Source organism: Chitinophaga sp. S165 (assembly GCF_003182155.1).
Classification (GTDB): domain Bacteria; phylum Bacteroidota; class Bacteroidia; order Chitinophagales; family Chitinophagaceae; genus Chitinophaga.
Window position 1 is genome coordinate 377057 of sequence record NZ_QGTG01000003.1, and the last position, 20333, is coordinate 397389.

A 20333-nucleotide genomic window follows, 5' to 3' on the forward strand; every position below is an offset into this window, starting at 1 on the left:
GTTTTGCCCGCTTGTTGTCCACTCCGGCGGCTGGCATGGTACCCTTTTTGCCAAATATCAGGCGTAACTGTATGAACACGTTAATACTTATTATATCTAAAAATTGTTAAACCAAAAAGGGTACAAATGAAAAAGCTCACTTTTTTTGCCGCTACATTGCTGGCCGCCTGGATGTTTCAGGCTTGTGGAGGAAGTAATACTGCCAAACATGATGACGCTGTAGACAGCGCTCAGGCAATAAATAAGGAAGTCGCTCCTGTCGATAAAGAATCTTCAGACTTCGCCGTTGAAGCTGCAAATGGAGGTATGGCAGAAGTAAAAGCCAGCACACTGGCTCAAGAGAAAGCTACTAATCAGCGCGTTAAGGACTTTGCCGCTATGATGGTACGCGATCACTCAAAAGCAAATGATGAACTGAAAGGATTAGCACAAAGCAAAAACATTGCTTTGCCAGACAGCGTGTCCGGCGATGCCCAGGACCATTATGCAAAGATGACTAAAATGTCTGCAAAGGACTTCGATAAGCACTACATCGAGATGATGGTGGATGATCATCAGAAGACTGTAGATAAATTTGAAAAGGCATCTACCAGCCTGACAGATCCTGATCTGAAAACATGGGCTACTAACACATTACCAACGCTTAGAGCACACCTGGATTCCATCAAGGCTATTCAGGCAGCCTGGAAGAAATAAGCAGCGCTCCGGCGTTGATTGTTAAATAAGTAGTTGTTAGTCTCCGGGTGATAGTTGTGATTGTTGAGTTCGGGAATGTCGCTCCTGGCGGCTAACAACTCTTTGTAAAATATATAATTCTCCACGTACGAACTTGTCTTTATATTTGTTCGTTGAGTGGAAGAGTTATGTACGCAATAGTTGATATAGAAACCACAGGAGGCCACGCCAGTTCGAATGGCATCACTGAAATAGCCATTTTTATTTACGACGGCCAGGAAGTTGTACAGCAGTATGAAACGCTGATCAATCCGGGCGTGCCCATCCCCAGGTACATTCAATCCCTGACAGGCATTACCGATGACATGGTAGCGAGTGCTCCTCCTTTCGAAGAGGTGGCGGCCGATATCTATAGCCTTATACACGATAAGATCTTCGTGGCCCACAACGTCAATTTTGATTATTCCTTTTTACAATATCATCTGGCGAAAGCCGGATATCAGCTGCGTAGCAAGAAGTTATGCACTGTAAGGCTCGGACGAAAGATCGTTCCGGGATTGCCTTCTTATAGTCTTGGCAATCTTTGCAAATCTCTTCAGATTGCTGTGACACAGCGTCATCGGGCCTCCGGCGATGCTGCAGCTACCGTAAAGCTGTTCTCACTGCTTTTAAGGCAAGACGTAAACAAGGCAATCGCCCACGCGCTGAACGTACATTCCAAGGAACAGTTCCTGCCGCCTAACCTGCCGCCTGAACAGGTAACCGCATTACCCGGCGGTCCCGGCGTCTATTATTTTCATGATCAGAAAGGTAAGGTGGTATACGTTGGGAAGGCTAAAAATATCCGGAAAAGGGTCAATAGCCATTTCACAGGCAACAGCGCCAGCCGCAAACGCCAGGAATTCCTCCGTAATATCTACAGCGTATCGCACGAGCCGACAGGAACAGAGCTGATGGCGCATATCCTGGAAAGTGTGGAGATCAAACGTTTATGGCCCATTTACAACTACTCACAGAAACATATTGAATTTAAATATGGCTTCTACTGTTTTGAGGACCAGCAGGGATATCTCCGGCTGGCTATTGAAAAACGGAGGAAGTACACCATGCCCCTGCATTCATTCCCTTTGCTGGTACATGGGCACCAGATGTTGCGTGGCCTGATCAGGGAGTTTGATCTTTGTCCGCGGTTATGCTTCCTGCAGAAAGGAAATGGCGCCTGTTCGCCTATTCCTGACCATACCTGCCGCGGCGCCTGCGAGAAAAAGGAACTGCCGGAGACTTATAACCTGCGTGTAAAGGCCGCTATTATCCATATGCAGCAGCAGCAGCCAACTTACCTGATCATGGGCAATGGCCGTGACGCGCAGGAGCAAAGCTGTATACTCATGGAGAAAGGCCGCTTCTACGGCATGGGCTATATTCCCCGGGATACCGCCATTACAGAAGAACATGCGGTAAAGGAATGGCTGACACAGTATCCTGAAAATGAGTATATTCTGAATCTTATTCACCAGCATGCAGGGAGCAACCATGAGGAGCTCCTGAAGTTTTCTTAGAGATTATCTGCAATAATTAGCTTAACCTAAAGTATTTTTGCGAACCTGAATGCATAACCGGTTGTTGATGTCCTTGTCAACACCCTGTGGATGAGGGACTATTCATTAATCATTTTTAATAGGCAATTTAAGTTCATGTTAGAGTCAAGTTTACAGATTCCCGGACAAACGGCTTTTTATAAGGGAAAGGTAAGGGACGTATATACCATTAATGACAAACTGTTGGTAATGGCGGCAAGCGACCGTATCTCAGCATTTGATGTTGTATTACCCCGTCCCATTCCTTATAAAGGACAGGTATTGAACCAGGTAGCGGCCAGCATGCTGGAAGCTACAAAGGATATTGTTCCCAACTGGGTAAAAGCCGTGCCCCTGCCAAATGTAACTATCGGCTTGAAATGTGAAACCTTTCCTGTAGAAATGGTCGTGCGTGGTAACCTTACCGGTCATGCCTGGAGAACTTACAAAAGCGGTAAACGTGAGCTGTGCGGCGTAACCATGCCGGAAGGATTGAAGGAGAATGACTTTTTCCCTACCCCGATCATCACGCCTACTACCAAAGCGCACGAAGGTCATGACGAAGATATCTCCCGTGAAGAGATCATCTCCCGGGGCCTGGTGAGCAAGGAAGAATACGAAAAGCTGGAAAAATACACCCTCGCCCTGTTCGCACGCGGTAAGGAACTGGCAGCTAAACGCGGCCTGATCCTGGTAGATACCAAATATGAATTCGGTAAGATCGGAGATACCATCTACGTGATCGACGAGATCCATACACCCGATTCCTCCCGTTACTTCTACGCAGAAGGATATGAGGAAAAACAAAAAGCAGGTGAGCAGCAAAGACAGCTGAGCAAGGAATTCGTACGTGAGTGGCTGATGGCAAATGGCTTCCAGGGTAAAGACGGACAACAGGTCCCTGAAATGACCGATGAATTTGTAAATAGCGTAAGCGAACGTTATATAGAGCTGTTTGAAAATATCACCGGCCAGAAGTTTGTAAAGGAAGATATTTCCAAAACAGATGCTGAAAAGAAGATCGCAGAAACGCTGCAAAAATTATAAGAAATGTCAACTGATCAGCTGACGGGAACATCAGCCACGCGCATATGTTCCCGTTGGCTCAGTTAACAACGGATACTCTGACTATAGACCAACATGAAACACCTGGCCACGCTTAATAAGTATTTTGTAAAATACAAATGGAGGTTCCTCACCGGCTTGACCTGTACTGCTGTATCCATTGTATTCAGCGTGTTCCAGCCTATTATGGTGAGACAGATCTTCGATCTTCTCGCGCTCAATCTTGATAATTACAACCTTCTTAGCGATACTGCTCTGAAAGCCGGCTTCCGGAATAACTTTACCAGTGTACTGGCCTTCTATGGCGTGACCATCCTGCTGTCTGCACTGCTCAGCGGATTTTTCCTCTACCTCCAGCGGCAATCCCTCATTGTGATGAGCCGTTATATTGAATACGACCTCAAGAACGAAATTTATCAGCATTATCAACAGCTGGATATCAACTTCTATAAAATGCACCGTACCGGCGATCTGATGAGCCGTATTACGGAAGATGTGTCCCGTGTACGTATGTACGTCGGGCCTGCTATCATGTATGCTACCCGCACTATCTTCCTGATCGTGATAGTGGTATACCTGATGATTGACGTGAACCCGCTCCTGACGCTTTATACATTGTCACCGCTGCCGGTACTGGCACTGGTCATCTATTACGTGAACCATATCATTCACCGTAAAAGTGAACGTATACAGGCGCAGCTGTCTAATATTACCTCCATCGCCCAGGAGTCCTATTCCGGGATCAGGGTGATCAAGTCTTATATACAGGAAGACGCCAGCATTCAGCATTTCGAGCAGGCGAGCGAAGCTTATAAAGAGAGCTCTGTCAGCCTGGCCAAAACGGATGCTCTCTTCCAGCCAAGTATGTCCCTTATGATCGGTCTCAGTGTATTGCTGACCATCTTTATCGGTGGCATCCAGGTGATACATGGCACCATCACGGTGGGTAATCTGGCCGAATTCGTGATCTACGTAAATATGCTGATGTTCCCGTTCTTTTCTATCGGGATGGTCGCTTCCATGATTCAGCGTGCCGGAGCCAGCCAGCAACGTATCAACGAATTCCTTGACATAAAACCGGCCATTGCAGATAGTCCCGGCGCCAGGCCTGTTAATATAAAGGGAGAGGTGACGTTCAACAATGTCACATTCACTTATCCGCATACCGGCATTCAGGCAATTAAAGACTTTAACCTGACCATAAAACCGGGAGAGAAGGTAGCCGTTATCGGCCGTACAGGTTCCGGCAAATCCACCCTCGCCCAGTTACTCATACGTATGTATGATCCGCAGGAAGGGGAGATCCTGCTGGATAAACAGGATATTCGCCAGGTAACACTGGAAAGCCTGCGCAACCAGATCAGCTATGTACCCCAGGACGTATTCCTGTTCTCTGATTCTATTATGAACAACATCCGCTTCGGTACGCCGGAGGCTAGCCCGGAAATGGTGCATACCGCCGCCCGGCAGGCATCTGTGGAAAGGGACATTCTCGGCTTCCGGGAAGGCTTTGATACGATGGTAGGGGAGAGAGGAGTGACACTCAGCGGCGGCCAAAAACAACGTATTTCCATCGCCCGTGGTCTGATCAAAGATCCTAACCTGTTGGTATTTGACGACTGCCTTTCTGCCGTTGACGCCCGTACGGAGAAAGAGATCATCGGTAACCTCTATGCATATCTGAAAGATAAAACCGCTGTTATTATTACCCACCGCATCTTTGCGCTCTTCGATTTTGATAAGATCATTGTACTTGAAGATGGAAGGATCGTTGAAACAGGTACACATAATGATTTATTGGCATTAAATGGTTATTATGCTGAATTGTACGCCCGCCAGCAGTCCGGAGAAGAAGAATCTGTAATAGAATAGTAATCACATTCTTATACATGCCTGTAAACCAGTAGGTAAAGAGACATTCTATCATTTTTCAAAATCATTTAAAATTATTTTGATATTTGTAAACTAATAGTATATTTGTTTCTTATTGGAAAAAGGATTTGATTCGTTAACAACTTAAATCTATCAACTGTGGCGTACGAAAATACCAATCAGCAGGAAAGAAATAATGACAGTATCTTTTCTAAACGATTGAAAGCGGGCAAAAGAAGAACTTACTTCTTTGATGTAAAGACCACTCGTGGAAATGATTATTTTCTGACCATTACCGAAAGCAAGAAACGCTTCAACGACAATGGTTATGACAGGCACAAAGTGTTCCTGTACAAGGAAGACTTCAACAAGTTCCTGAATGCATTGACAGAGACCATCAACTACGTAAAAACTGAGTTGATGCCCGACTTCGATTTTGATGCCTACAACCATGACTATGTGCGCGATGATGAAGATGGTGAAGGTGCTGAAACTTCTGAATCAGTAGTAGAAGTTGAAGCAGCTGTAGCCGAAGCTCCTGTAGCTGTTGCTGCATCCGCTTCTTCTCATAGCGAGGACGTAGACAAGTGGTAATCTAAGCTTGATCATTTTTATTTGATGATAAATAAGACCTCCGGTTTCTCCGGAGGTTTTTTTGTGCCCGAAAGTGCCAGCCCGCCCAGGCTCAAAGCATGTTTGATGAAGTCAATACATTGGCAAAAAACAAGATCAGCTTGGAAACCTGGAGGATCCGGATGATCAATAGTAATAGCAAAAATGAATAGGGAACAGTTATAGTTACCAGGAGAAGTCACGGGTACGCCTACTCAGTTTTAACGTGAGAACAATACAGGTCAAAATAATCTGCGCTGCCTGGCAATAAAAAGAGCATTCAGGAATAGGCAGACAAAGCTCCTCAACCAGCAAGAAGCCATTCGCAAACAAGGAGGACGTTTTTTTATGTAAGCAGCAGTTCCTTTTCCTTTAGATTCCCCGGCAGATCTTTCACGGTCACAATGAGCTTACCGCCTGCAGGCAGCGCAGTGGCTTTATAATACCAATCTACTCCGTTCCGGCCTAAAACTGCCCGCCCGCTCTCGGTAACAACGCCGTCGGCGTCTATTACTTTTACCTCCACTGCTGCCACCCGAAACTCGTCTTTGGCAGTCACTATTACCTCCTCATCTTCTAACCGGATGTTTTGTACTTCAGGACTGCGGTATGCATCCTTCACCGCCATATTATAGGCATTTTGTCCCGGCCCTGCCAGCGACTGGTAATAAGCCTTTATCTGCGGATCTTCCAGCATTATGTGCGCACGCATCGAAGCAATGGTCATCCTATGCCTGGCTTCCAACTGCTTTTGGGTAGGCTTTTTCGTTGATGGGCCGCGTTTTTTCGCCATAATGATCTGCCCATTCCGTTCATAGATCGTGATTTGTTTGCCGAGGGTTCCCCGTACAAGCTGCATGAGGATATTGTCTTTAACAATGGCCATAAAAAGGGGTTGAGGTTATAGATACAAGTTTAAGATCTCGTATCTCTAAGGTACGTATAATCTTACTAAAGTATCATCAAAAGGTTATTTAAAGGTCACTTCAATATCGATTTGATATATAAATACCCTTTTAGTGACCTTTTAATACCCTGATAGTAAGCTTATATTAAGCCGATAGATAGCTTATGGGAACGCTACAGGAGAATGAACTATACCCGGGCAGTCTGTTATTTGATGTGTGTGATAAGCCGGACCGGTCAAACCCTTCGGACCGGGAATGCGATGGGAGGGGGAACGGATACCAGGAACAGCAGGGCGCTATAATATGACGAAGTCAACTGAAATAAAAAGGGCTCCAGAAGGAGCCCTTTACGATAAATATCTGCTGATAAACTTATTTCTTCATTTGTTTCCAGGCATTGATCAGGCCATTGGTAGAAGCATCATGGCTGGTAACTTTATCTGCACTTTCCAGTTCAGGCAGGATCTTGTTAGCCAGTTGTTTACCTAGTTCCACACCCCATTGGTCAAAGCTGTAAATGTTCCAGATAACACCCTGTACAAAGATCTTATGTTCGTACAGCGCTACCAGTGAACCCAGTGAGCGCGGAGAGATCTCTTTTACGAGGAAGGAGTTCGTAGGTCTGTTACCGGTAAATACTTTATACGGCAGCAGCGCTTTGATCTCGTCTTCTTTCAGACCTGATTTCTCCAGTTCTGCGCGTACTTCATCTTCTGTCTTACCATTCATCAGCGCTTCTGTTTGTGCAAAGAAGTTGGACAACAGCTTAACATGATGATCGCCGATCGGGTTATGGCTGATGGCAGGTGCGATAAAGTCTGCAGGTATGATACGTGTACCCTGGTGGATCAGCTGATAAAAGGCATGCTGACCATTGGTACCTGGTTCACCCCATACGATAGGACCAGTTTCGTAGGTCACGGCCTTGCCGGTACGGTCTACATATTTACCGTTACTTTCCATATTTCCCTGTTGGAAATAGGCGGCAAAACGATGCATATACTGGTCGTACGCCAGGATCGCTTCGGTAGAGGTATCGAAGAAATTACCATACCACAGGCCAATTAAAGCCATGATGGCAGGAATGTTCTTTTCCAGCGGCGTAGTGCGGAAGTGGTTATCTACCGCATGTGCACCTTCCAGTAAAGCTTTGAAGTTATCGTAACCTACAGTCAGCGCGATGCTCAGACCGATAGCGGACCATAAAGAATAACGGCCGCCAACCCAGTCCCAGAACTCAAACATGTTGGCCGGATCGATACCAAAAGCCTTTACAGCTTTTTCGTTAGTGGAAAGAGCCGCAAAGTGTTTTGCTACAAATGCTTCATCTTTCGCTGCGTCCAGGAACCATTTACGTGCGGTAAGCGCGTTGGTCATTGTTTCCTGCGTAGTGAAAGTTTTAGATGCTATGAGGAAGAGGGTTTCTTCCGGAGTTACTTTTTTCAGTGTTTCAGCGATGTGCGTACCATCCACATTGGAAACGAAATAAGGCTGGATACCTTCTTTCCAGTAAGGTTTCAGCGCTTCCGTCACCATCACCGGGCCTAAGTCTGAACCACCGATACCGATGTTCACAATATAACGTATAGGCTTGCCGGTATAACCTTTCCATTCGCCGCTATGGATACGCTGGGTAAAGCTTTCCATTTTCTTCAGCACCGCCTGTACTTCAGGCATGACGTCTTTTCCGTCCAGTAAAACAGGATTGCCGGAGAAGTTGCGGAGAGCAGTATGTAATACAGCCCTGTTTTCAGTAGCATTGATCTTTTCTGCACTGAACATGGCTTTAATACCTTCTTCCACGCCACTTTCCTTTGCCAGCTGCAACAGGTATGAGCGCGTTTCTTCTGTGATGATGTTCTTTGAATAGTCGAACAAAATATCTTCAAAAGAGAGAGTGAACTTGTTAAATCTTTCAGCATCCTCCGCGAACAAGGTGCGCAGGTGCGTTTCCTTCATCTTGGAAGCATGCTGCTGCAACTGTTGCCAGGCTTTTGTAGCAGTCGGATTAGTCGTTGGGAACATAAAAACGCATTTTATGATATCAAAAGTAATAAAATAGTTAAACAGTGTCAGAACCAATACGCCGGAAAGGAAGACCAATATTTAAAGATAAGTCACTCAGATACTGTAAGCTATACTTCCGGTAATATGTACAAGGGAAACAAGGATAATGACAATTCAGGACAATCTTCTATTGGCGATAAGCCGCCAGGTACCGCTAACCGCGACAATGATCATTGCTCCGATACATGCACTGACAATCGGCATTTCTGCTGCGCCACCTACAGATTCGCGTTTTACAATAATGCCATAAAGCGCCCAAATGGCCACCAGTCCTGCCACAATATTATGTCTGCGTATAATCAGCAACGTTGATCCCACAGTACATAACAATATGAGCAAAATAGTCCCCGGAATACTCATACCATTCCATCCCAGGTATACCAGGAAGGCGGCAATATTCGCAACCGTGGCTACGCATATCCAGCCAAGATAGAGACTGAAAGGCAGATGTACAAATAGTTTTTCCATCCTGCCTGCCGCGGAATGGGGTAGGGCGATATTAAAGTTCAGGTGAATGGCCAGCAGGCATACCAGCAGGGCTATCATCAACAGGATAGAGAGCGGCAGCAGCTCATAATGCCAGGCAAACAACCAGCAGGAATTCGCCATGCAGCTGATCAGCCACCAGCCGCGCAGCCGCTCCATAAATGGCTCCAGTTCGGGGCGTTTTTCTTTCGAGAAAGCCAGCCATAACTGGAAAAGGATAAAGGCCAGCAATGCAAGGTAGATCACTCCCCAGATGGCAAAGGTAAAACCATCAGGTACGAACAGATTGTCGTATTTGTCGGAAATGTCGCCGGTACTCTTGTTGTTGATGAGATCGAGGTTGGCAAGTGCATTAACAACGATCACCATCATGTACCCTATTGTGTTAAAAATCGCGCTGTTCTTGTAATAGAGGGTCTTGTGGGAGGTTGTCATAGATAGCAGTAGTTTTTTAATTAACTGGGAATTAATATGATAAAAGTCCCGCAAATATTGTTCCCCTTTTTCCGTACATTTGCGCCCATTATGACAGCAGAACAACTTGAAGCTATGAGGGACCGTCTCCATGTCCTGGGAGGTTTTCTTTAACGTCCAGGACCGCATAGCAAAAATAGAAAATGATAAGCAACTTACGTTAGCCCCCGGCTTCTGGGACGACAATGCCCGGGCTACGTCAATTCTGAAAGAGATTAAAGTGAATAAGTTCTGGGTTGAACTTTATGAGAGCGTGCAAACGGCCATAGAGGACAGCAGTGTACTGCTCGACTTCCGGAAAGAGGGTGAAGCCTCTGAGGAAGAAGTAACGCAGGCATACCAGGCTGCACTGGTAGCTCTTGACGAATTGGAATTTAAATCAACACTGAACGAGCCGGAAGACGAAATGCAGGCAGTGCTCACCATCAACTCCGGTGCCGGTGGTACCGAAAGTCAGGATTGGGCTGAGATGCTGTTGCGCATGTACCGTATGTATGGTGAAAAGCAGGGTTGGAAAGTATCCGAAATTGATGTACAATACGGGGATGGCGCTGGTATTAAATCGGCTTCCCTGGAATTTGACGGCAGTTTTGCCTACGGCTTACTGAAAGCGGAAAGCGGCGTACACAGACTGGTGCGTATCTCTCCGTTCGATGCCAATGCCCGCAGACATACTTCCTTCGCTTCCATCTTTGTATATCCGCTGGTGGATGATACCATTGAAATTGCAGTGAACCCTGCCGATCTGGAATGGGAATTCTACCGTTCCGGTGGTAAAGGAGGGCAGAACGTAAACAAGGTAGAAACCGCAGTGCGTTTGAAACACATTCCTTCAGGCATCATCATCGAATGTCAGCAGGCACGTACGCAGGGAGAGAACCGTGAAAAGGCGCTCACCATGCTGAAATCCCGCTTGTACGAAGAAGAGCTGCGCAAGAGGGAAGAACTCAAAAACGCCGCCAACGCTAACAAGCGTAAAATCGAATGGGGATCACAGATCCGTTCCTACGTATTCCATCCTTACAAAATGATCAAAGATCACCGTACGGATTTCGAAGTAGGCAACGTTCAGCCTGTTATGGACGGCGAACTGGAGGGCTTCATCAAGGCTTACCTGATGATGTCCAAAGGAGAAGAATAACGTAACTTTGCCCATATGCCATGTGCTGATAAATTGAGATCACTCAACTTATCAGCACTTTTGCATATTAGGCAAGATAGTGTCAGGGGATATTACGGGACCTGTAAACGGCCGACGTCTGCCGTGCTTAATGAGAAGAAAATCGACATATTATACCTGCGAACAACAGTAAGAAACAACAAGATCGAACATAAAAACTTCTGAGAATGCATAACGCTTATTTCCACTTTGCTGCACCTGTCAATGAACCAGTGTACAGCTATGCTCCGGGTTCACCCGAAAGGGATGCGCTGAAAAAACAACTGGCTGCTTTTAAAGCCCAGGAATTTGATATCCCAATGTATATTGGCGATAAAGAGGTGCGTACCGGGAAAACCATTGATATTCGTCCTCCCCATGAAATAAAACATAAGCTGGGCCATTTCCATGAAGGTGATGCCAGCCACGTAAAAGACGCTATCGCTGCAGCACTGGAGGCACGCGCAAAATGGGCGGATACTCCATGGGAACAGCGTGCTGCCGTATTCCTGAAAGCAGCAGAATTACTTGCTACCAAGTACCGCTACCACATCAACGCAGCTACCATGCTGGGTCAGAGTAAAAATGCCTTTCAGGCGGAAATAGACAGCGCCTGTGAATTGATCGATTTCCTCCGTTTTAACGTTCACTATCTTGCAGATATATACAACCAGCAACCCGTTAGTTCTCCCGGTGTTCACAACCGCCTGGAATACCGTCCGCTGGAAGGTTTTGTAGTGGCTATCACACCGTTCAACTTCACCGCTATTGCCGGTAACCTGCCAACATCCGCCGCTATGTGCGGTAACGTGGTGGTATGGAAGCCTGCCTATACGCAGGTACTGGCTGCACACGTGATCATGAAAGTATTACAGGAAGCAGGTCTGCCGGCTGGCGTGATCAACCTGGTATATGCTGATGGTCCGGTACTGGGTGATATCTGCTTCAGTCATCCTGATTTTGCAGGTATCCACTTCACAGGTTCTACCGGTGTATTCCAGCAGATGTGGAAGACGATCGGTACAAACATCAGCAAATACAAAACATATCCACGCATAGTAGGAGAGACCGGTGGTAAGGACTTTGTGCTTGCACATAAATCCGCCGACGTAGATGCAGTAGCTATCGCACTGGCCCGTGGTGCTTTCGAATACCAGGGACAGAAATGTTCTGCCGCTTCCCGCGCTTATCTGCCATCCAACATTGCAGAAGCAGTGAAGACGAAACTCGCAGCAGAACTGAAGACCATGAAAATGGGTACTACAGAAGATTTTACCAACTTTATCAATGCCGTGATCGACGAGCGCTCTTTCGATAAGATCGCTAACTACATCGAGAACGCAAAGAAAGATCCTAATGCAACGATCATTGCCGGTGGCAACTATAGCAAGACAGAAGGTTACTTCGTAGAGCCGACTGTAATTGAAGTAAAAGATCCGAAGTACGTGACGATGTGTGAAGAGATCTTCGGGCCTGTATTGACCATTTACGTGTACGAGGCTGATAAATTTGAAGAGATCATGGATATCGTAGATACAACTTCTCCATATGCACTGACAGGTTCCATCCTGGCGCAGGACCGTTATGCGATCGATCGGGCTACCAAACGCCTGGTGAACAGTGCGGGTAACTTCTATATCAATGATAAACCTACCGGTGCAGTAGTTGGTCAGCAGCCTTTCGGTGGCGCCCGCGCTTCCGGTACGAATGATAAAGCAGGTTCCGCGCTGAACCTCTATCGCTGGTTAAGTGCCAGAACGATCAAGGAAACACTTGTATCACCGACCGATTACAGGTATCCATTCCTGAAAGAAGATAAATAGTACGGATGTACGTTGAAATAAAAACGGGGAGATCTGAATGATTTCCCCGTTTTGTGTTTATCGAATAAATTATTCTTGAAGGGAAAAACCTGTTCGATAATTTTGCTAAAAGCCTTAACTTTCTTGCTTAAGAATTTATGAAGACAAGTAACGATAACTTTTATTATGGCAAAAGATAAAAAACCAGTTTTAGATATTCAACGACTGGAGAAAGAAATCGAATTGCAGCGTAACAGTCTTTCAACTGACAGATTGGATATGTCTTTCGGGGAGATTATGAGTATGTATGAACGAGATGAAATAATTATTGACCCTGCTTTTCAAAGGTTATTTCGTTGGGATATCGAACAGCAATCCAGGTTTATTGAATCTATACTTTTGGGCATTCCAATTCCTCCAATATTTGTGGCTGAAGATGGAGATGGTAGATGGGAGTTGGTTGATGGATTACAAAGAGTATCTACAGTCTTATCTTTTTTTGGAATTCTAAGGACTATTCCGGAAAAGAATGATTGGATACTGGAAGAAGGCGATCGGGTGGAATCAATGGAGGGGTTTTCTGGTAATACATTACCGTACAAATTTAAGCTTAATATCAGGCGGGCCACTTGTCGTGTAGAGATAATCAGATGGAATTCAAATTATGATATGAGATTTGAATTATTTAATAGGTTAAACACAGGTGGCACGCCTTTAACACCACAAGAAATCAGAAATTGTATTTATAGAGGTATATCAACTAAGTTTAATGACTTTCTTAAGAAATTATCGATTGCAAGTGATTTTGTTTCGTTAACGGCTTTGTCGCCAGAACAACAGGAGGAATTGTATAATGAAGAACTTGTTTTGCGGTTTTTATCACTTTATAAGAATAGGGGAAAGATAAAAACAAGTATAGCCCAGCACATGACTAATTTTATGCGGGACGCTTTGGCAAATTCAAATTTTGATTACGCTGGACTGGAGAGTGTTTTTAATAAAGTTGTAAAACTTTTAAAGCCTCTGGGTAAGGAAATATTCAGGCAAAGTAATGGGATGTTTGCTACAGCTCTTTATGATACAATTATGATTGGAGTAGCGGAGAATATATCAAAGTACAATACTGAATCATCTTTACCTCTCCTGCAGGACAAAATAAAAGAACTGCGGAACGATGAGGTTTTGATTAAATTTTCAAGAAAAGGAGGAAATAATAAAAAATCGAGAATCCTGAATAGATTAAAAGAGGCCAATAGAATCTTTGGAAATTAAAAAAAGCGATCTTAATGTTACCTTTTGAAGAAATATCAGAGGATATTATTTGGAGGAATGAACAATTGCTAATTGCAAAAACACTTCCTTATACCCATGACTTTTCAGACGCACATAAGGAGTTTTTGATAAAGCATTCGATACCAACTATCTATGCGGTATGGGAAGGATTTGTCCAAAATTCCTTTCAGATTTATGTTCGTGAATTGAATAAATTATCCCTTTCTAAAAATGAGTTTTGTATTAATATTTTAGCCCATTCTGTAGATTCATCTTTTCCTCAATTTAAAGAATACCCAATAGAATTTGAGAAAAGAACTAAGTTTATAGTTAAGCTGGATTCATACTTTCAGGGAGATTTCAGAATTAGTTCTATTATTAACACAGAGTCTAATGTAGAACTTGAGGTGATAAATAGAATCTTAAATCGGTTTAATTTAAAACCGATTCCTGCTTATCCTTATAAGCAACAGCTAAGAGATCTTTTAAAGTACCGTAATAGAATCTCTCACGGAGATATCAGTCTGGTTATTACAGAGAGCGAGTTCAAAGATCAGATAGATAATTTTGTTCAGTTAGTGAAAAAATTGATGGACGAAGTATTTCAGAGGATCCTGGATGGTTACAATGTAGATAAGAGCCATTTAAGAGAACGGATGAATTAGTTAGTTCATTTTCTCCAACGCGGCCAGCGCCTCTTTTACGTGTCGCGGACCGTCGCTCAGATTGTTGAACACATATGTTACAATACCTTGTTTATCTACGATATATGTTACCCTGCCAGGTATGAACAATGTTTTAGGTACCCCGAACAGTTTACGTACTTTATTACCAGTATCGGCCAGTAATGTAAAGGGCAGCCTGTGATGCGTTGCGAAGCTTTTATGCGATGCCACGTCATCTCCGCTGATGCCGATCACCTTCGCGCCACGACTTGTAAAGTCTTCATAGGCGTCCCTGAATGAACAGGCTTCCTTAGTGCAGCCTCCCGTTTCATCTTTGGGATAGAAATAGATAACAAGCGGTTGTTTACCTAATACGCTGTTAATGTCAAAAGTGTTACCATCCTGGTCCTGTAACTGAAAAGAAGGCACTTTTTCGCCCGCTTTCAGCTGGGCGGCTGTATTACCAAATGAGATCATAAATAGGAATATGAGTATTGAGAGCTTTTTCATCTGCTTACGTTGTAATAAATGTACGGCGTAAATAGAAAATAGCTGTGAAACTTTTCTTACCCGCTATTAATCATTATTTTTGGCGCTTTAAATCCACATAATTTGAAGACCATATTGAATGGTACGCAAGTGGCCATAACCGTAGACAGGCTTTGTCACCAGTTGATTGAAAATCACCTGGATTTCTCGCAGAGTGTGCTGATAGGCTTGCAGCCGAGAGGGATCTACCTGTCCGACCGTATCTATCGCACCCTGCAAAAATTACTGCCCGGAGTACATATCAATTACGGGAAACTGGATATCACCTTCTACAGGGATGATTTCAATACCCAGTTGCATGTACCCAACGAAACGACTATAGACTTCTCCCTGGAAAACAAGAAAGTGATACTGGTGGATGACGTATTGTATACAGGCCGTACTACCCGTTCGGCATTGGATGCAATGCTGGACTTCGGCCGTCCGTCAGTCGTGGAATTGCTGGTATTGATCGACCGCCGTTTTACACGCCAGTTGCCTATCCAGGCCGATTATACCGGCCGTACTGTCGATGCCATCATCTCTGAAAAAGTGAAGGTGCGATGGGCTGAACGTGATGGGAAAGACGAAGTCATCCTCGAATAAGCAATACCAGTGGATGCGCAGGATTGTCCGCATCCGGATTTTGATTTTGGGATTTGTAGTCAGGTCATTTATATTTGCATCTTAAATGTCATTATCAGTAAATCATCTTCTCGGAATTCGCGGTCTGCAGCGTCAGGACATAGAGCTTATTTTTCAAACAGCTGATGAGTTCAAAGCGGTTTTACAAAGACCGATCAAAAAAGTTCCTTCGCTCAGAGATACTACCATCGTTAATTTATTCTTCGAAAATTCAACACGTACACGTATTTCATTTGAGCTGGCCGAAAAAAGGCTGGGTGCAGATGTGGTGAACTTCTCCGCATCAGGTTCCTCAGTTTCCAAAGGCGAAACGCTCATTGATACGGTCAACAATATCCTGTCCATGAAGGTGGACATGGTAGTGATGAGGCACTCCGCAAGCGGCGCCCCGCACTTCCTTTCCAGGCATATTGACGTACCGATCGTGAATGCGGGTGATGGGATAAACGAACATCCTACACAGGCATTACTGGATGCTTTCTCCATCAGGGAAAAGCTGGGTAGTGTAGCAGGTAAGAAAGTAGCCATCTGTGGAGATATTATGCACTCCAGGGTAGCGCTCTCTAATATTTACTGCCTGCGGCAATTAGGGGCGGAAGTAACCGTAGTAGGTCCCCCTACGCTCATCCCTAAACATATGGAAGCCGCACTGGGAGTAAATGTAAGTTATGATATCCGTGAAACGCTGGCATGGTGCGATGTTGCCAATGTGCTGCGTATACAGCTGGAAAGACAGAATACGCCTTTGTTCTCCTCTCTCAGGGAATATTCTCTTGCTTATGGAGTGAACAGGCAGCTGCTGGACAGCCTGCAAAAAGAGATCGTGGTAATGCACCCCGGGCCAATTAACCGAGGCGTAGAGCTGAGCTCAGATGTAGCAGATTCCGGACATTCCATTATCCTCAACCAGGTAGAAAATGGGGTGGCGATCCGTATGGCGGTTTTATACCTGCTGTCGGGAAAGAAGGCTGGTAAAGTAGTAGAGTGATCACACAACTAAAAAATAACAGGGTGAAAGGTCTTTGTACTTTTCACCTTTTTTTTTATGCCCTTAAATGTTGGTAATATTCCTTAGAAGTTAGCATTCAGCCCCAATGTAAAGGAGCGGAAGAAAGGGTATTGATAACCGATGCTGGTAGCTTGTTCCGGATCGTAATACCGGATCTTCATCTTATTCACTTCCCAGAGGTCCTGTCCGGAAAAATAGACCCGCAGACTGCTGATACGTGGACGGCTCCTGTCAAAGTGGAACGTATAGCCCACCTGGAGGTTTTTAAGGCGGATATATGACGCGTTCATTAGCCAGAAAGACGATGGTTGCAGGTTCTGATTATAACCGGCGTAAAGGCGGGGGAAGGCCGCGTCAGGGTTAGCGGGCGACCAATGATCAGCATGTATCAGCCAGGGTTGTTGCCAGTTATCGATGAACGGCATGCTGTATTTGGCCGGTACCAGTACTTTCTTAGCGCCTATTCCCTGGAAGAAGATAGAGCAATCAAATCCTTTGTAGGAAAATCCTGCATCAAAACCATAAGAATATCTGGGCTGCGTACTACCCAGGTATACCAGGTCTCCATGATCTTCATTTGTATGACTGCCGCCACTGATAACACCGTCTTTATTGACATCCTCATAACGGATATCGCCGGGAGCTGTGGTGGCGCCCTGGTAGGCATGACCAGCTACTTCCGCTTCATTCTGGAAATACCCCTGCGCCCTGTAACCCACGATGGAATTATAAGGCAGTCCCTGTAGCCCGCGGTTGTTGCCATTCAGCCAGGCAGTAGCGCCACTGGTGCGTAAGATCTTATTCTGATCATCAAACAGATTGGCATTCACCCAGTAGCTGACAGGGCCACGGTTATCCCGCCAGCCCAGGTTAAGTTCCCAGCCCCATGAGCGAAGTTCAGCAGTGTAGAAGGTGGGAAATAACCAGTCCACCTGTGGAAAGGTTTGCGTCGCGATCTGCATACGCGAGTTATGTTTCACAAAGTAGTCCGCATTGATATTCAGCCTTCCTTTGAAGAAGGTCAGGTCTAACCCGGCATTAGTGGTAGTGACGGTTTCCCAGTTATTGTTCCCGGGGATGTACCGGTCGTTGACATCGTATGTGAGTAGGGGATAAGCTGTCGGGTGCAACAGCTGGTCCCGGTAGTTGAAATCATTCAGTCCGCTGCGCCAGTTGAAGTTGCCCAGCATACCCCAGGAGGCGCGCAGCTTGAACTCATCGAAGAAAGGAAATGCTGCTGCAAACCATTTTTCATTGTTCAGTCGCCAGCCCGCCGAGAAGGAAGGGAAGACATGTTGCCGTTTCATTTCAGGCTGCTGAGTACTATTGTATGTCAGCGCTGCTGCTATGAGGTTCGCTTCCAGCAGGTAGCGGTCATTGAAATTATAGTTGATGCGCGTAAACAGGGATGATAGTCCGCCGGCGCCTTTGAAGTGCAACCAGTTAGCCTTCATCGGGTCATCGAATGACAACTGTGAAAGTTCATTCTCCGTGACGCCTGTACCGGTCTGGATCCGTTGCCGCTGGTAATGACTTTCATAGGCGTACCCTCCGAGTATATGAACGGTATTATTTTTCCCCGCAGGAAGATCATAGTCTGCCAGCAGTTGTAAACTATGCTGCACTTCCAGCAGGTTGCCCCTTTTTAATGAATTAGGGTTGTTGACGCTGTTGATATATCCGCTACCATCATAGAAGTCTACCGTACGTTTACCCAGCCTGTCATTATAGCTGGTCACCTGCGGACTATACACCGCTTTTAACGTAAGACCCTTATACAGGTTTTCGGCTTTGAGTGTAAATACAGCATCTGCATAAGAAGTGTGTTCATCTCTTTTGCCGGCATGTTCCAGCAAAGCAATGCTATTAAAGCCTGTAGTATAACGGTTAGTGCCGGGAACGTAAACAGGGACGTTACCTGGGGCTTGGTATAAAAAGTTTAAGAGGCCATAATTGCCATCTACACGCCATCCGGGAGAAAGGGTATTGCTGGTGGCGTATTGCAGACTGGTTTCCAGGCTTAATACATCACTGAACCTGTCGTTGATACTGGCCTGCACATTGGTCCTGGAGGTTTTATCCGGACCGGTATTGAATAAGCCCTGCCGGGAGAATTGTCCGAGAGAGAACAGGTACTGATGATGTTCTGTACCGCCTTTCGCAGTCACCGTATAAGTGGAGGTCGTGCTGTTCTTGCGGGTAACGCTGTTTAACGGATCAATATCATCATAATAGTTATAGTTCCCGCTGCCGTCCAGTTTGGGCAGGGAATTTACGTTAGGGTCTTTCATCAGGGCTATGTCCTGTGTAGTCCACATAGGAGAACGGCCGGCGTTCTGTTCCGCTTCATTCTGCAGGGAGGCCGCCTGCCAGGAGCGCATGCGTTTAGGCAATGTGATGGGTCGTTCTATTCCGAAGAGGCTGTTGTATTCAACGGAGAGTTTGCCGGCTTTCCCTCTTTTGGTGGTGACCAGCACTACGCCCCCGGCGGCTAGTGGGCCATAAATAGAGGCAGCCGCTGCATCTTTCAATACAGAAATTGATTCAATATCATTGGGGTTGAGTAAAGTAATGGAACCGGGTGCGCCGTCTATCAGTACAAGCGGCTCGCTATAGTTGCCTGAAGACAGCCCTCTGATCTGAAGATTGAAGCCTTCTTTACCTGGCTGTCCGTTGTTACGGGTTACCAGCAATCCGGGAGCGGTACCTTGCAGTGCAGCCATGACATTGGTAACAGGCCTGCTTTTTAAACGGCGGCCTTCTACTTTGGTAATAGAGCCGGTGATGTTGGCTTTGTTATGGATGCCATAACCGATGATAACCAGGTCATTTAATGTTTTGGTATCGCTTTGGAGGATGATCTCAAGTGTTTTTCTCTCTCTTAATGCAATTTCCCGTGTTTCATATCCGATTAGGGAGAATTGCAGCACGGCCTGTCCGCTGGCTACTGGTATACGGAAGCGTCCGTTCTCGTTGGTGCTGGCGCCGTTATGGGTATCTCTTTCACGGATGGACACGCCTGCCAGCGGCCTTTCCCCATCGGTGATAAGACCCGTTACGACGAACTTTTCCAGCTCTTTGTCTACCGGCCGTTGAATGATGCCAGGTGCAGCCGGCGCCTGATCGGCAGGATATACAATGATCTGTTTATTACGGATTTCGAATGCATACTTGCTGTTAGCAAAGATCTGACGGAGTACTGAGGTAAGTGGTTGTTGCTGTGCCTGCAGGGAAATGGAGCGGGCGTTGTCGAGCAGGGTGGATGAAATAGCAAAGGTAAGCCCTGTCTGTTTTTCGATCAGGCGGATGACCTGTCTCAGGCTGGCCCTGTATACTTTTAATGTTACTTTGATGGTATCGCCGTCCTGGAAAGCGGCAGGGGGGATGGATGGATTGGATGCATGGGAAGTATGGGCACATAACATGCCTGCACACACTAAAAATAGTAGTGCGCACCAGCGCTTAGAGTAAGCCGCCTTACGGAGTGCCTGTATAGTATACTGCATTTTTCCTCCGG

Annotated in this window: 16 protein-coding genes; 11 read left to right on the forward strand and 5 right to left on the reverse strand. The window is 45.7% G+C overall.

Annotated features, from left to right (window positions below; all coding sequences use genetic code 11):
• Positions 1-126: 126 nt before the first annotated feature.
• From C7475_RS15930 to C7475_RS15950, 5 genes are all read left to right on the forward strand, one after another.
• Positions 127-696 carry a DUF4142 domain-containing protein gene (locus tag C7475_RS15930; protein WP_110054378.1) on the forward strand — a complete coding sequence of 190 codons (570 nt, stop codon included), beginning with the start codon at positions 127-129 and terminating at the stop codon, positions 694-696.
• Positions 697-863: 167 nt separating this feature from the next.
• The gene (locus C7475_RS15935; RefSeq protein WP_110054379.1) at positions 864-2234 is read left to right on the forward strand and encodes an exonuclease domain-containing protein; all 1371 of its coding nucleotides are present in this window, start codon (positions 864-866) and stop codon (positions 2232-2234) included.
• A gap of 135 nt (positions 2235-2369) precedes the next feature.
• Positions 2370-3299 (forward strand): phosphoribosylaminoimidazolesuccinocarboxamide synthase, encoded by a 930-nt coding sequence (locus C7475_RS15940; RefSeq protein WP_110054637.1) that lies wholly within the window; start codon positions 2370-2372, stop codon positions 3297-3299.
• Between the two features lie 93 nt (positions 3300-3392).
• Positions 3393-5189: an ABC transporter ATP-binding protein gene (locus C7475_RS15945; protein WP_110054380.1), complete on the forward strand. Its 1797-nt coding sequence runs from the start codon at positions 3393-3395 to the stop codon at positions 5187-5189.
• A 159-nt stretch (positions 5190-5348) separates the two neighbouring features.
• Entirely contained in the window at positions 5349-5783 is a 435-nt protein-coding gene (locus C7475_RS15950; protein ID WP_110054381.1) for a DUF3276 family protein, read from the forward strand.
• Between the two features lie 364 nt (positions 5784-6147).
• On the opposite strand, the gene C7475_RS15960 is transcribed toward C7475_RS15950, so the two are convergent.
• The 3 genes from C7475_RS15960 to C7475_RS15970 all read right to left on the reverse strand — a co-directional run bounded on the left by C7475_RS15960 (position 6148) and on the right by C7475_RS15970 (position 9697).
• A complete protein-coding gene (locus tag C7475_RS15960; RefSeq protein ID WP_110054383.1) occupies positions 6148-6687 on the reverse strand; it encodes a hypothetical protein in 540 nt (179 codons plus the stop codon).
• Positions 6688-7081: 394 nt separating this feature from the next.
• Positions 7082-8734, reverse strand: coding sequence for a glucose-6-phosphate isomerase (pgi, locus tag C7475_RS15965; RefSeq protein ID WP_110054638.1), 1653 nt, complete (start codon positions 8732-8734; stop codon positions 7082-7084).
• Between the two features lie 156 nt (positions 8735-8890).
• The gene (locus C7475_RS15970; protein ID WP_146217565.1) at positions 8891-9697 is read right to left on the reverse strand and encodes a hypothetical protein; all 807 of its coding nucleotides are present in this window, start codon (positions 9695-9697) and stop codon (positions 8891-8893) included.
• Between the two features lie 90 nt (positions 9698-9787).
• Between C7475_RS15970 and prfB the strand changes: the two genes are divergently transcribed.
• The 4 genes from prfB (at position 9788) to C7475_RS15990 (ending at position 14634) form a co-directional block, all read left to right on the forward strand.
• A protein-coding gene (gene prfB, locus C7475_RS15975; protein WP_110054639.1) for a peptide chain release factor 2 occupies positions 9788-10877 on the forward strand; the annotation gives its coding sequence in 2 pieces (ribosomal slippage) (positions 9788-9847 and positions 9849-10877; 1089 coding nt in all).
• Between the two features lie 206 nt (positions 10878-11083).
• Complete coding sequence (gene pruA / locus C7475_RS15980; protein ID WP_110054385.1) at positions 11084-12718, forward strand: L-glutamate gamma-semialdehyde dehydrogenase; 1635 nt, start codon at positions 11084-11086, stop codon at positions 12716-12718.
• Positions 12719-12883: 165 nt separating this feature from the next.
• Entirely contained in the window at positions 12884-13969 is a 1086-nt protein-coding gene (locus C7475_RS15985; protein WP_110054386.1) for a DUF262 domain-containing protein, read from the forward strand.
• Positions 13970-13983: 14 nt separating this feature from the next.
• Positions 13984-14634, forward strand: a complete 651-nt coding sequence (locus C7475_RS15990; protein WP_110054387.1) for an MAE_28990/MAE_18760 family HEPN-like nuclease — start codon at positions 13984-13986, stop codon at positions 14632-14634.
• Here the strand turns inward: C7475_RS15990 and C7475_RS15995 are convergent, their stop codons facing one another.
• Positions 14635-15144, reverse strand: coding sequence for a peroxiredoxin (locus tag C7475_RS15995; protein WP_233259876.1), 510 nt, complete (start codon positions 15142-15144; stop codon positions 14635-14637).
• A gap of 102 nt (positions 15145-15246) precedes the next feature.
• Between C7475_RS15995 and pyrR the strand changes: the two genes are divergently transcribed.
• Together pyrR and C7475_RS16005 are read left to right on the forward strand one after the other, a co-directional pair.
• Positions 15247-15768: a bifunctional pyr operon transcriptional regulator/uracil phosphoribosyltransferase PyrR gene (gene pyrR, locus C7475_RS16000; protein WP_110054388.1), complete on the forward strand. Its 522-nt coding sequence runs from the start codon at positions 15247-15249 to the stop codon at positions 15766-15768.
• Positions 15769-15853: 85 nt separating this feature from the next.
• Positions 15854-16795, forward strand: a complete 942-nt coding sequence (locus C7475_RS16005) for an aspartate carbamoyltransferase catalytic subunit (RefSeq protein WP_110054389.1) — start codon at positions 15854-15856, stop codon at positions 16793-16795.
• Positions 16796-16878: 83 nt separating this feature from the next.
• On the opposite strand, the gene C7475_RS16010 is transcribed toward C7475_RS16005, so the two are convergent.
• On the reverse strand, positions 16879-20322 hold the full coding sequence (locus tag C7475_RS16010; protein WP_110054390.1) for a SusC/RagA family TonB-linked outer membrane protein: 3444 nt from the start codon (positions 20320-20322) through the stop codon (positions 16879-16881).
• Positions 20323-20333 lie beyond the last annotated feature (11 nt).